Genomic DNA, 13,015 nt, shown 5'->3' with positions numbered 1-13,015 from the left:
GGAGTCGCTAGGCGAATGGGACGAAGAAGAAGGTCCGGCGGTACGAGAACAGGCCGGATCGGGAGACGGTGAAGAAGTCGGCAAAGCCGATTGTGGAGTGCTGTCCGCCCAGGGTGATCCGGTCGGCAGAGCCGTGCACTGCCACCTCCGACCCTTCGACGATCAAGGATGAAAGGTTGTGCCGGCGGCTGCGAATGGGTGGCTGAGAACGGTAGAACGCTTCGATGGCCGATCGCCCGACAATGGATTCTTGACCTGGCCGGTCGTATATGGAGTCCGCTTCGAAGAGAAGCATCATTCCCTCGATGTCATCGGCGTCGACCCGGTGGTAGTAGGTGCGCACCACGTCGTCGAGGTGAGTCCGATCCATCATGTGCGACACGTGTGTCTCCGGCAATGATTCGCGGCTCACCACCGAGCGGCTCCGGTCGTGGTGATCGCCGGTCAGGCGGGGTGAAGTGCAGGCTCGCTACTGGACGAAAGGCATGATCCGACATCATCCCCACATTATTCGCCTCGCTCTGTGTGGCCCTCATCACACAGGGTGCCCGTCAGGTGACGGCGGTGGCGCGGGCGAGGTTGGGCGGTGTCGCCACTGGCATCGATGCCAGTGATCACCAAAGGTGGTGCTTCCTGTGCTGGGACAACATGTCTATACGGCGGGCCAAGGGGCTGCAAGTTTGCGGGGATGTCGCGTACCGGACCTTCGGCACGGTAGCTCATCGCGAGTCCGGTGTGGGGGTGCGCACCGCATTCTCCAAAGCCGGTGATCGACATTTCGCCTGGGTTTCGAGCCGCGTTCCCACATCTTAGGAAGGCATGCTTGCACAGCCAGGGGTCCATGTGCTTGCATCGATATCTGTCGGACCGTGGTCCGAATTGGCGAGAGTGGCCTGGTGCTTCTGGTCGTCTCGTTACCTGGGGGAATTCCGACTAATCACTTGAATCACCAAGGCGATGCAGCGCGCCGCTGGGTGCCATTGGCTAACGCGATCGTCTCGCCACGTGATTTGGTGAATGACCGGCAAATAGCGGGGGAAAACTGTGAGCACAGAAAGTCGACAGAAGACGGAACTTCTGGATTTCTATCGTCCGCAGGGCGACGGAGAGCCGAACCTCTTCGAGATCTGGGAGAAGGGCGGGGCCCGTGGCGACTCGGTGACGCCGTCGACCTACTCCACCGAGTACCGCGGCTGGATGACGGACATCCTGGTGAACCGGTTGGAGACCAACAGGGCCACCGGCCTGCTCAGCCTCGGCTGCGGCAACGCCGTGGTGGAGGCGGACACGGCCAAGGCCGGCTACCGCGTGCTTGCGGTGGACGCGCTGGAGGAGGCGGTCGATCTCGCCCGGGCCAAGGGTCTGGAGGCGGTGCAGGCGGACCTGAACACCTGGACGCCCGAAGAGAAGTGGTCGGTCGTCTACATGGACGGCGTGCTCGGGCATCTGTACGACCCCGAGAACGGACTCCAGTCGATCCTGAAGCGCATCCTCACCTGGCTCGAACCGGGACCTGCCGGCGTGGCGTCGTTCGTGGCGTCCAACGACGACACCCGGAACGGCTCCTGGGCGCAGGCGGCCTCGAACGTCACGGGCTTCTACTGGCTGTCCGCCGGCTACCTCGGCGAGCAGGCGCTCGCTGCGGGCTTCGACCGAGTCGAGATCCAACACTTCCACTACCGGCGCCCGCAGTCGGGTCCCCGCCGGCGGTCCGTGGTCGTAGCACAGCTGCACGCGTGACCGGGAGCCTGCGATGAGCGTTCGTGAGCTGTGGTTACGCGAAGAGATCAACCCGGACGAGCACCGTACCGTCCTGACTCCCGATGACGCCCGGGTGCTGATCGCCGATGGCGTGCGGCTGACCGTCGAGGAGTCGGCGCACCGGATCTTCGACACCGGGGAGTACGCGGCGGCCGGTGCCCGGATCGTCACGGCCGGCACCTGGCCGGAGGCGTCGGCCGAGACCGTCGTCGTGGGGCTCAAGGCCCCCGCCGACGAGCCGGAACCGCTGCACCATCGACACATCTTCTTCGGACACGCCTACAAGGGTCAGCGCGACGGGGCGGCGCTGCTGCGCCGCTTCCGGGCCGGTGGCACTCTGCTGGACCTGGAATACCTGACCGACGACACGGGCCGCCGGGTCGCCGCGTTCGGCTACTGGGCCGGTTACGTCGGCGCGGCGTTGGCGCTCCTGCATCTCCGGGGCCGGCTCGTTCCGCCCCTGCGCGCGATGACCCGCCCGGAACTGGACGAGGCTCTTGCCGCGTCCGGCAACAGCCGGGTACGGGCACTGGTGATCGGCGCGCTGGGCCGGTGCGGTCGGGGCGCGCGAGACGCGCTGTCCGTTGGCGGAGTGGAGCCCACGGCGTGGGACCTTGCCGAGACCCGTGATCTCGACCGCCGAGCGATCCTCGACCACGACGTGCTGGTCAACACCGTGCTGTCGAACGAACTCGCGCCTCCGTTCGTACGCCCGGAGGATCTCGACGACCCGGCTCGCACGTTGTCCGTGATCAGCGATGTGACCTGCGACGTGACGTCCGAGTTCAACCTGCTGCCGATCTACCGGACCCCGACCGACTGGGCCCGGCCGGTGCACCACCTGCGTGCCGAGCCCGCGCTCGACCTGCTCGCCATCGACAACCTGCCCTCGTTGCTGCCGCGGGAGGCGAGTGTGGCCTTCTCCGCCGACCTGCTGCCGCACCTGCGCACCCTGCGGGACGACACGCCGGTCTGGCGACGGGCGTACGACCGGTTCACCACCGCGACATCTGAACTCGACCTGATGGGAAGCCCGTCGTGACATCCACCCTCATCCAGCCGACCGGACGGGTTCACTGGCTCGGCACCGGCCTGTCGACCGGGAGCGGGCTCGCCCTGGTCTGCGCCACCGCGACCGGGACCACGGTCTGGGGACGCACCCGCGAGAAGGCACAGGCCTGTCTCGAGCGGCTCGGGCTCGGCGGCCAGGCCGACGCGCGGGAACTCGGCTGGGACGCCCTCGCCGAGGGTGTCCGCCCAGGTGACCTCGTCGTCTCCATGCTGCCGGCCGCCGAGCACCCGGCCGTGCTCCGGCTCTGCCTGCGCCAGTCGGCGCACTTCGCCAGTTCCAGCTACGTCTCCGCGGAGGTCGCCGAGCTGGCCGCCGATGCGCGACGGGCCGGGCTCGTGGTGCTGACCGACGCGGGACTCGACCCCGGCATCGATCACCTGCTGGCCCACCGGCTCGTCCAGGCCGCGGAGAAGGCCCTCGGCGATACGCCGGCAACGGTGTCGTTCACGTCGTACTGCGGGAGCTTCCCGGCGGTGCCGAACGACTTCCGATACCGGTTCAGCTGGGCTCCGCGGGGTGTCCTGACCGCACTCGGCACTCCCGCCCGCTTCGTGGAGGGTGGCCGCGAGCGGACCGTCGACCGGCCGTACCGCGCCGCGGAAAAGATCACCCTCGGTGGCGAACCGTTCGAGGTCTACGCCAACCGGGACAGCATCCCGTACATCACCACGTATCAGTTCCCGAAGTTCTGGGAGGTGGACACCTTCGTTCGCGGCACCGTCCGGCTCGACGGATGGACCGACGCCTGGCAGCCGGTCTTCACTCAGCTGGAGAACGGCACCGCCGACGAGATCACTGCCCTGGCCGCGCGGCTGGCCGAGCAGTACCCGGCCACCAGCGAGGACCACGACCGGGTGGTCATGTTCGTACGGCTGGAGGCGGTGACCGGCGACGGAGCGCGCTGGGCCGGTGAGTACACCATGGACGTCCAGGGGGATGCCACCGAGAACGCGACACCTCGCCTGGTCTCGGTGGCCCTCGCCGGCGGGCTCGCCGAGTTGCTGGCCGGCCGGCTGTCCGCCGGTCTGCACCAGGCGACCTCCGACCCCGATTCGATCGACAGTTGGTTGGACTTCCTGTCCGCCAACGGAGTCGTCTGTCAGGAATATGTGCCATAGGCCGATGATCTAGTACATGGTTGGAATTCGGTCGCCTTATAACGTACCGAGGTAAGTACACTTCGGTCGGTCTGGCGCGGTTCACAGCCAGTTACGGGGAGGCCAGGATATGGCGCAACAGTCGGGGACCAGGCAATCGGCGACGATTCGGCGCGGCATTGTGCCGCTACTGATCTTCGCCGCATTGACCGCCGCGATGGACGTGTACGGCAGCAACCGGCTCCAGGTGGTCAGTCCGGAGAGCCTCACCGCGGTCTCGTTCACACTGACGGCGGTCTTCTTCCTCGTCCTGGAGATGGCGCGTAACGGCACCGCGTTCCTGACCATGCTGCGGGAGTCACGCCACGACGTCATCGCCATCAACATCACCACCGCGGTGACGTGGCTCGCCACCTTCTACGCCCTCCGCAACCTGGAGCCCGCGGTCGTGAACGTGGTCGGCCTGGCGCTCGGTCCGGTGTTCATCCTTCTGACCGGGGCGATCCTGCGCCGGGGGGCGTCCGTCATCGCCGCGGAGGTCGTGGTCGCGTTGGGGATCTGCGTCTTCCTCAGCGTCCTGGTATGGGGCTCCTTCACCGGTGAGACCGCCGTCGGGGACATCGGCGAGAGCACCGCCGCCTGGGGACTCTTCTTCTCGGTGGTGTGCGCGATCGGATCGGCGGCCAACATCACCTACATGAAGCGGCTCAGCGATCGTGGTCGTAGCCCGCAGGAAGTGCTGGCGGTGCGGTTCTTCCTGATGATCGCGATCGGGTGGGCGATGACCGCGACGAGTTCGCTGGAAGAGGTGACCGCCGCGCTCGTGCCCGGCGCAGTGGTGGCCGTCATCGGCATCGGGCTTCCGATCTACGTACTGCAGATCGGGATCAGGCACACCGAACCCATCACCACCGCACTGATCGTCTCGCTGTCACCGATCTTCGCCTACTTCATGCAATTCCTGGACGGGCGCTTGCAGCCCTCCTCGCTGACCATCGTGGGAATCGTGGGCATCGTGGCACTCGCGACCGCCGGGACCCTGGCCCGGGCACGCCACGACAGCCGACTGGAAGCCGCGACCATGCCGTCGGCCTACGACACCGTCGGAGACCGCCGATGAAGGAGTCCTCCATGAAATGCGCCATCGTCGACGCGTACGGCGCGGGCCGGCACCTGCCGGCCGCGTTGCTGCGGCACGGCATGGAATTCATCCACATCCGCTCGGACGCGCCCGACTGGCGGCTCAGCTACCGGCCGGAGGAATTCACTGTCGACCTGAAGCACGAGGGCGACCTCGACGCCACCGTCGCCCGGATGCGGGAGCACGGCGTCGGCATCGTCGTGGCCGGCGCCGAGTCCGGGGTGCTGCTGGCCGACCAGTTGTCAGCCGCCCTGGGCACACCGGGCAACGGTATGCGGAATCCCCTGGCGCGGCGCGACAAGTTCGCCATGCACGAGGCGATCCGGGACGCCGGCCTGGCCGCCGCCGACGGCTTCCGGTCCGAGTCGGTCGACGCGATTCTCGGCTGGGCGGATGAGCGTGGGCAATGGCCGGTGGTCCTCAAGCCGCCGTCCAGCGCGGGCGGGGACAACGTCTACGTCTGCCACTCCGCCGAGGAGATCAGGGACGCGTACGCGCGGATCACCGGCAACCTCGACCGGTACGGCCGGCAGAACCGCATCGTTCTGGTGCAACAGTTCCTGGCCGGCACCGAGTACTACGTCAACTCGGTCAGCCGGGCCGGCGTGCACCGGATCGTGGAGGTCTGGCGCTATCACAAGCGCTCCACGGGTGGCCGGACCATCTACGACTACGAGGACCTGCTGGCCTGGGACGACCCTGCCACCCGGCAGATCGCCGACTACACCCTGGCGGTTCTGGACGCGCTCGAGATCCGTACCGGCGCAGGGCACACCGAGGTCATGCTGACCGCGTCCGGGCCGGTGCTGGTCGAGTGCGGAGCCCGCCTCGGTGGCGGGCAGATGCCGGAACTGCTGACTCGTTGCACAGGCACCAACCAGGTCGACAGCCTGGCCCTGGCAATCGCCGACCCCGAGGTGTTCACGCGTCAGGGGACCAGCGGTTATCAGCTCGACGCCTACCTGCGCTGCGTCAACCTGATCACCGAGCGCGACGGCGTCATGCCGGGTGCCGACGCCTGGGCGGCTGTCCGGGCGCTTGCGTCCTTCGACAGCCTGGTGCTCAACATCCCGGAGGGCACCCTCCTGTCGCCCACCACCGACATGGCCACCTGCCCGGGCACGCTGTACCTGTGTGCCCCGGACCGGCAGCAGGTCATCGCCGACTACGACCGGCTGCGCTCGCTGGAAGTCGCCGGCCTCTACGGCGACTGATCCACACGTCCCCGCCTCGCCTCCACACGTCCCCGCCTCGCCTCGGCACAGCACGACGCCGGGGTGAGGTACGGGCGTGCCCGCCGGGCCGATCCGGCACCACCGTCCACTCGGGAAGGAGCGACAGAGTGCCCACCGGAACCGCCGACCGCGACACCGTTGCGGACACTGTGAAACGGCTCGTCATCGCACAGTCCCAGCTGACGATCAGCACCGGTCGGATCACCGAGGCAGAGCCGCTCGCCGGGCCGCTGCTGGACGTCACCTCGCTGGGCCTGCTCGCCGTACTGCTCAAGATCGAAGAAGAGTTCGGTGTCACGCTGCCCGACGACCTGTTCTCCGCCTCCCTGCCGCGCACCGTCGGCGACCTGGTCGACCTCGTGCAACGGACCGCCCGATGAGCGGCCCCGCCGCCGATCTCGGCGCGGCTCTCGATGCGCTGCCCGCCGACCTTTTCGACTGCGTACAGGTCAACCTCGCACTGTTGGCCGACGTGCGACACGGTCTCGGCACCCATCTGCGGCTCGGCGCCCGGCTCGCCTTCCGACCCCGACTCGACGACGGTTGGTGGACCGTCGAACCCGTCGTGGCCGACCAGGTGGAGCACTCGGCCGGGCTCCTCGGACTCGGAGTGGACGAGCGCTGGGACGCCTGCCCGGCGGACCGGGTGCCCGAGTTGATCGCCCGGCGCGAGCCCCTCTACGTCGTCGCCGACGCCTACCACCTGCCGTGGCTTCCCTACGCCGGGCAGGAGCACCTGCGACACAGCTTCCTCGTGCACGCCCACGACGACGGCATACGTGTCTGGGACGCCTACCGCAACGACACCCGTTGGGGGCCGGCGGTGCCGGGACACTGGGACCTGAGCGAGAAGGAACTGACCGCGGCACTCGGCGACACCGCCGACGTGATCAGCTTCGGCGCGGCGGCGCTGCCGGAACCGCGGCCGGCAGTCGAGTTCGACGACCCGACCGAATACCTGGCCGCGTACGCCGACGCCCCGGACCCGGCTGCCGCGTTCGCCCGCCTGACCCTGCAGACCTGGCTGCTCGCCCGGTCCCGGCTGCTGCACGCCGCCTACCGCGACATGGAGCTCCAGGAACATCTCGGGGCCTGGCAGGGGCTGGTTCAGCAGACCTACGTCGCGTGGCGGATGGTGCAGCGCGGCCGGCCCGCGCCGGAGGCCCCGCTGCGGCGACTCGGTGACCTGCTGCACCGGGACCAGGTGCTCTTCGCCGTACCGACGGCCGGCGGGCAGCCGTGGCGGCAGCACGTCGCCAAGGCTGCCGCGTCCGTCCTCGGCCTGCCCGTGCCCGCGGTGCTGGGTGGCACCCGGTTCGACGCCTCTCCCGACTACGGCTCGTTGCGGATCGTCGAGATCGTCGAGCTGGTGGAACGGGTGGTCGGTGTGGAACTGTCCGCCGACGACCTCGTACCGGAGAACCTGCAGGACCTCGACGGCCTGTGCCGGATCGTCGCCCGCGCCGGGACCGGCGCCTCATGACCCTGCTGCACGAACTCTTCGACACGGCGGCCCGGCGTGCCCCCGACGACGTGGCCGTCACCGTAGGCGCGGACCGGGCCACCTTCGCCGAGGTGGTGACATCGGGTCGCCGGATCGCGGCCGGGCTGCTCCAGGCCGGTCTGCGCCGCGGTGACCGGCTGGTGATCGTGTCACCGCCGTCGGTGGTCCTGCCCGCCGTCCTGTACGCCGCGGCCCGCGTCGGTGTCGTCTTCGTCGTCCTGCACGAACAACTCCGCGGTGATCCGCTGCGGCATGTGCTCGAGGATTGCGAACCGGCCCTGGTCCTCAGCGACGACGCGGAGGTCAGAGCCTCGGCGGTCGAGTCCGGGTCCGCGGCGGGCGACCTGAGCGGACTGGCCGCGGGGGCACCGCTGGACGGCTTGCCGCCGGGTGGTGAGCCGCTGACCGTGGACCCGGTGTGTCTGGTCTACACCTCCGGTTCCACGGCTCGGCCCAACGCGGTGGTCACCACCCACCAGCAGATGCTGTTCGCCGTCGCGGCCATCCAGGAGGCCGTCGGCTATCGCCGCGGCGACGTGGTGTTCTGCCCGTCACCCGTCTCCTTCGACTACGGGCTGTACCAGCTCTTCCTCGGTGCGCTCAGCGGCGCCCGGATACACCTGGCCGGTCTGACGGCGACCGGCCCCGGTCTGTCGGCGGCGCTCACCGCGACCGGCGCGACCGTGTTCGCGGCAGTCCCGTCGGCGGCCGAGATGCTGGCCCGGCTACTGGGCCGTGGTGGTGAGCCGCCCACGTTGCGGCTGCTCACCACCACCGGCGCGGCGATGCCCGCGGACCTGCTGCAGACGCTGCGGTCCCGGATGCCGCATCTGCGGACCCAGGTGATGTACGGCCTGACCGAGTGCAAGCGGGTCGCCATCATGCCCCCCGACGGTGATCGGGAGCGGCCCGGGTCGAGCGGTCGACCGCTGGCCGGGACGGAGGTGTTCGCCATCGACGGCCAGGGACGTCGTCTGCCCGACGGTGCCGTCGGTGAGCTGGTGGTCCGCGGTCCGCATGTGATGTCCGGCTACTGGCGGCGCCCGGAGCTGACCGCCGACCGGTTCCGGGTGGAGGAGGGCCTCACCACCCAGCTGCGCACCGGCGACCAGGGTCGGGTGGACGCCGGGGGATGGGTCTACGTCGACGGTCGTACCGACGACATCTACAAGGAACGCGGATACCGGGTGAGCGCCACCGAGGTGGAGGCCGCGGCTCGCCGGATACCGCGGGTCACGTCCGTCGCGGTCCTGCCACCCCGCGACGGCGTGCGGTCGGTGCTGGTCGCCGTCACGGAGCTGGCCCCGGAGACGGTGCTGGACCGGCTGCGCGCCCATCTCGAGGTGTTCAAGATCCCGCAACGGTGCGTGGTCGTCGACGGTCTGCCGCTGACCAGCAACGGCAAGATCGACCGCAGGGCGCTGACCACCCTGGTGGCCGGCCATGCTTGATCCCGCTCTGGCCCGGCACGTCGCGGCCACGGCCGGCACCCCGGCTTACGTGTACGACCTGGCAGCCGCGCGGGACAACCTCGCCGCCCTGCGCACCGCCCTGCCCGAGCGGACTGACACGTACTACTCGGTGAAGGCCAACCGTCACCCGGAACTGCTGCGGGCGCTGCACCACGCCGGCAGCCGCGCCGAGGTCTGCTCCCCGGGCGAACTCACCGCCGCCCTGGCGGCCGGCTGGGACCCCGACACCATCCTGTACGCCGGACCCGGCAAACGCGACCTCGATCTGCGCACCGCGCTTGCCGCCGGAGTGCGGCACTTCTCGGTGGACTCGCCGCACGCCCTGGACCAGCTGAACCGGTGCGCGGAAGCGGCCGGTGTGCCGGTGTGGTGCCTGCTGCGGATCAACGCCGACGCGCCCGCGTCCCGGCCCGGCCTGACCATGACCGGGGTGTCGTCGCCGTTCGGTGCCGATGCCCGCTGGGTGGCGACCGCCCCGGAACGGTTCGGGCACCTGCCGCACGTGACCGTGACCGGACTACACCTCTACATGGGCACCAACCTGACCACCGTGGACGATCTGCTCGCCCAGTTCACCAGCAGCCTGCGAACCGCCGCCGACCTGCGCGAGGTGCTGCGCGCCCAGGGCGTACGTCTGGACGTGCTCGATCTCGGCGGCGGATTCGGTGCGCCGTTCGCCCGGGCCGGCGGTCGCCTCGACCTGTCCGGGCTACGTGAACCGCTCACCGCCCTGCTGGACGCGGAGGCACCGGACTGGCGGGACGGCCGGCCCCGGATCGCCTTCGAATCGGGCCGCTACCTCGTCGGTACCGCCGGCACGCTGCTCACCCGGGTCCTCGACGCGAAACCGTCGCACGGCAGCAACCTGGTCGTCCTCGAGTCCGGCATCAACCACCTCGGCGGCCTGTCGGGGCTGCGCCGCCTCCCACCGCTGGTGCCGTACCTGGTCCCGGTCGACACGGCGGCGCCTGCGGCGGACATCGTGCCGACCACGGTGTGCGGCCCGCTGTGCACCCCGCTGGACGTCTGGGCGCGGGCCGTCGAACTGCCCCGGCTCGAACCCGGCGACCTGCTGGCCGTACCCAACGTCGGCGCCTACGGCCTGGACGCGAGCCTGCTCGCCTTCCTGGGCCACCCGCTGCCGGCCGAGGTGGTTCTCGACTCCACCGCCCCGGACCCGGCCACCTGGCACGTGTCCCGGATGCGCCTGGTCCGTACCCCGATCTCCCTGGGAGAGCCGCTGTGAATCCGGAGTTCGTCGCGCTGCTGTCGCGTTTCCTCAAGTACGCCACCCCCGACCAGATCACCGACGACGCCGTACTTCACGATCTGGGCCTGGACTCGATGCAGTCGATCGAGCTGCTCTTCGCCATCGAGGACGACTTCGGTGTCAGCCTTCCCGACGAGGCGTTGACCGAGAGCACGTTCGCCACTGCCGGGAGCCTCTGGGCGGCCGTGCGTACCGCTCGCGGTGACGCCCCATGACGGCGGTGGCGGCCACGGCCGTCGACCTGGCCGGCCGGGTGGAACGGGTCACGGCGGTGGCCCGGGAGCACGCGCGGCGTACCGACGACGAGGCGGTCTTCCCCACCGAGGCGCTTGCCGAACTGCGCGCGTCCGGGCTGCTGGCGTTGATGGTGCCGGCCGCGTACGGCGGGCTGGGCGGCGGCCCGGCAGAACTGATCGACTGTGCCGAGTCGCTGGCCCGCGCCGATCTGTCGGTGGCGCTGATCTTCGCGATGCACTGCCAGCAGGTCGCCACCGTCGTCAGGTATGGCGGCGATGAGCTGCGGGCCACCCTTCTGCCGCGCATCGCCGCGGGCGAACGCTATCTGGCGTCGGTCACCACCGCCGCGGGCACCGGTGGCCACCTGTTGTCCGCGACCGCGCCGCTGCGGGACACCGGGGAGGGGCTGCTGATCGAGCGATTCGCGCCGATCGTCACCGGCGGTGCCCACGCCGACGGCTTCCTCATCACCATGGGCAGCCCCGGCACGGACGCACCCGGACAGGTCTGCCTCGTCTACGCCGAGCGCGAGCAACTGCGGATCACCGAGTCGGGCCAGTGGCAACCGATGGGCATGCGGGCCAGCCACAGTGTGGCGCTACGGCTCACCGGCACCGTCCCCCGCCACCAGTTGATCGGCGCGGAGCACGGGTTCCGGGAGATCTCGCTGGCCCTCTTCTCGCCGCTGGCCCACCTCGGCTGGGCCGCCTGCTGGCTGGGTGCCGCCGCCGGGGCGCTGTCCCGGGTGGCGACCCTGCTGCGCAGCCCCGACGGCCGGGAACGATTCGACCACCGGTCCGAGCTGCTCCTGACCCGGCTGGCACGGGCCCGCCATCGGATCGACGCCGTCCACGCGCTGCTGCGGCATACCCAGCACATCGTCGAGGACGGCGGTGACCTGTCGGCCGCGCCGGTGCAGATGCTGCTCAACGGCCTGAAGGTGACCGCGGCGGAGTCGTGCCGGCAGGCCGTCGAGGAACTCGTCGACGCGGTCGGGTTGCGGCACGGCTACTTCAAGGACTCGGACACCTACCTCGAACGGGTCCTGCGGGATCTGCGGTCGGCGGCGCTCAACTACCACAACGACCGCCTCGACCTTGCCGATGGACGGCACGTGCTGCTCGATCGGAAAGTCACCCATGTCGGTGGGTGAGCGGACGTCAGGGGCCGGGGACGCGGTGGCCCGGGCGCTCACCGGTGACCGCCCGGTGTGGTCGGCTCTGGGGGCGTCCGGCCTGATCGCGGCACTGTACGAGCCGGGCGGACGCGTCAATTCGGAACGGCTCGGCCGGCTGCTGGCCGCGGTGGACGCGTCCCAACCGATCGGGGTCACGCTGGGTGTCTGCGTGCAGGTCGCGGCGGCACTGCCGCTGCTGCGTACGGCCCTGCCGGACCATCCGCTGACGGCCGAGGTGACCGCCGGGCGGGCGGTGCTGGCGCTTGCCGCCACCGACAGCGGCCGAGGTTCGCAGCTCAGCTCGCTGGGCAGTGGCTACCGGGTCGACGGCGACCGGCTCACCCTGACCGGCGCGAAACGGTGGATCACCAACGCGCGTACCGCCGACGCGTTCCTCGTGCTGGCCCGGCACGAGGAGGGCCGGCACTTCACCAGCTTCAGCTTCGTGCTGGTGCCGGCCGACACTCCCGGTGTGACAGTGACCCCGACCCGTACCGAGTTGTTCGACGGGGCCGGGCTCGGCGACGTGGCGTTCACCGGCGTGCAGCTCCCCGCCACCGCCGTCATCGGCGGCCGTGGCCGAGGGATGGCCCTGTTCGCCCGGCATATCGCCACCGAGCGACTGGCCGGTGGTCTGTGGGCGGTCGCCCTGTGCCGGCGTGTGCTGGCCGACACCGTGGAACGCCTGCGCCGGCCCGACGACGGTGGCACCTCGCTCTGGCAGGACCCGGGCGTACGGCGGAACGTGGCCGGATGCCTGGCCCGGGTCCACGAACTCCGCGCGGTGTGCGTGACCGCCGGCCCGTGGGTTGCCGAGCGCCACGATTCCGCAGCCGCGGCCCGGGTCAAGATCGCCACCGCCGACACCGTCGACCACGTGCTCGGTGAATGCGCTCGCCTGCACGGCGCGGCCGGGTTCCTCGACGGCGGCGTCCAGCGGCTGCGCACGGAGGCGGCGGTGTTCGGCATCGGTGGTGGTGTCGGCGAGGTGGCCCGTGAGCTGCTCGCCGACCGCGTCGACGACCTCCTGCACGGTCTCGCCTGGTGAC

The 13,015-nt window shown here is 70.1% G+C and carries 13 protein-coding genes; 12 read left to right on the top strand and 1 reads right to left on the bottom strand.

Annotated elements, in window-relative coordinates; genetic code table 11:
• Positions 1–7 precede the first annotated feature (7 nt).
• Positions 8–373, bottom strand: coding sequence for a nuclear transport factor 2 family protein (locus AB0O48_RS12620; RefSeq protein ID WP_357244024.1), 366 nt, complete (start codon positions 371–373; stop codon positions 8–10).
• Positions 374–1,044: 671 nt separating this feature from the next.
• Here AB0O48_RS12620 and AB0O48_RS12615 point away from each other — a divergent pair.
• The 12 genes from AB0O48_RS12615 (at position 1,045) to AB0O48_RS12560 (ending at position 13,014) form a co-directional block, all read left to right on the top strand.
• Positions 1,045–1,740, top strand: a complete 696-nt coding sequence (locus AB0O48_RS12615; RefSeq protein ID WP_357242567.1) for a methyltransferase domain-containing protein — start codon at positions 1,045–1,047, stop codon at positions 1,738–1,740.
• Between the two features lie 13 nt (positions 1,741–1,753).
• Positions 1,754–2,803, top strand: a complete 1,050-nt coding sequence (locus tag AB0O48_RS12610; protein WP_365065252.1) for a saccharopine dehydrogenase — start codon at positions 1,754–1,756, stop codon at positions 2,801–2,803.
• The gene (locus AB0O48_RS12605) at positions 2,800–3,951 is read left to right on the top strand and encodes a saccharopine dehydrogenase family protein (protein ID WP_365065249.1); all 1,152 of its coding nucleotides are present in this window, start codon (positions 2,800–2,802) and stop codon (positions 3,949–3,951) included. Before AB0O48_RS12610 ends, AB0O48_RS12605 begins: the two co-directional genes overlap by 4 nt.
• A gap of 160 nt (positions 3,952–4,111) precedes the next feature.
• Positions 4,112–5,050, top strand: coding sequence for a DMT family transporter (locus tag AB0O48_RS12600; RefSeq protein ID WP_357242557.1), 939 nt, complete (start codon positions 4,112–4,114; stop codon positions 5,048–5,050).
• Between the two features lie 11 nt (positions 5,051–5,061).
• Positions 5,062–6,285: an ATP-grasp domain-containing protein gene (locus tag AB0O48_RS12595; protein ID WP_365065246.1), complete on the top strand. Its 1,224-nt coding sequence runs from the start codon at positions 5,062–5,064 to the stop codon at positions 6,283–6,285.
• Positions 6,286–6,413: 128 nt separating this feature from the next.
• Entirely contained in the window at positions 6,414–6,686 is a 273-nt protein-coding gene (locus AB0O48_RS12590; protein ID WP_357242551.1) for an acyl carrier protein, read from the top strand.
• Positions 6,683–7,789, top strand: coding sequence for a hypothetical protein (locus AB0O48_RS12585; protein WP_365065242.1), 1,107 nt, complete (start codon positions 6,683–6,685; stop codon positions 7,787–7,789). Before AB0O48_RS12590 ends, AB0O48_RS12585 begins: the two co-directional genes overlap by 4 nt.
• Positions 7,786–9,261 carry an AMP-binding protein gene (locus AB0O48_RS12580; protein ID WP_365065239.1) on the top strand — a complete coding sequence of 492 codons (1,476 nt, stop codon included), beginning with the start codon at positions 7,786–7,788 and terminating at the stop codon, positions 9,259–9,261. The genes AB0O48_RS12585 and AB0O48_RS12580 overlap by 4 nt, the downstream gene beginning before the upstream one ends.
• Complete coding sequence (locus tag AB0O48_RS12575) at positions 9,254–10,528, top strand: alanine racemase (protein WP_365065236.1); 1,275 nt, start codon at positions 9,254–9,256, stop codon at positions 10,526–10,528. Before AB0O48_RS12580 ends, AB0O48_RS12575 begins: the two co-directional genes overlap by 8 nt.
• Positions 10,525–10,767, top strand: coding sequence for a phosphopantetheine-binding protein (locus AB0O48_RS12570; protein ID WP_357242539.1), 243 nt, complete (start codon positions 10,525–10,527; stop codon positions 10,765–10,767). Before AB0O48_RS12575 ends, AB0O48_RS12570 begins: the two co-directional genes overlap by 4 nt.
• Positions 10,764–11,942 carry an acyl-CoA dehydrogenase family protein gene (locus tag AB0O48_RS12565; protein WP_357242536.1) on the top strand — a complete coding sequence of 393 codons (1,179 nt, stop codon included), beginning with the start codon at positions 10,764–10,766 and terminating at the stop codon, positions 11,940–11,942. Before AB0O48_RS12570 ends, AB0O48_RS12565 begins: the two co-directional genes overlap by 4 nt.
• Complete coding sequence (locus tag AB0O48_RS12560) at positions 11,929–13,014, top strand: acyl-CoA dehydrogenase (RefSeq protein ID WP_365065231.1); 1,086 nt, start codon at positions 11,929–11,931, stop codon at positions 13,012–13,014. Before AB0O48_RS12565 ends, AB0O48_RS12560 begins: the two co-directional genes overlap by 14 nt.
• The last annotated feature ends 1 nt before the right edge of the window (position 13,015 follow it).

It is taken from the genome of Micromonospora sp. NPDC085948, assembly GCF_040686315.1.
GTDB lineage: Bacteria > Actinomycetota > Actinomycetes > Mycobacteriales > Micromonosporaceae > Micromonospora.
The sequence above is the reverse complement of the archived record's forward strand: the minus strand, read 5'-3'. Positions and strand labels throughout refer to the sequence as shown.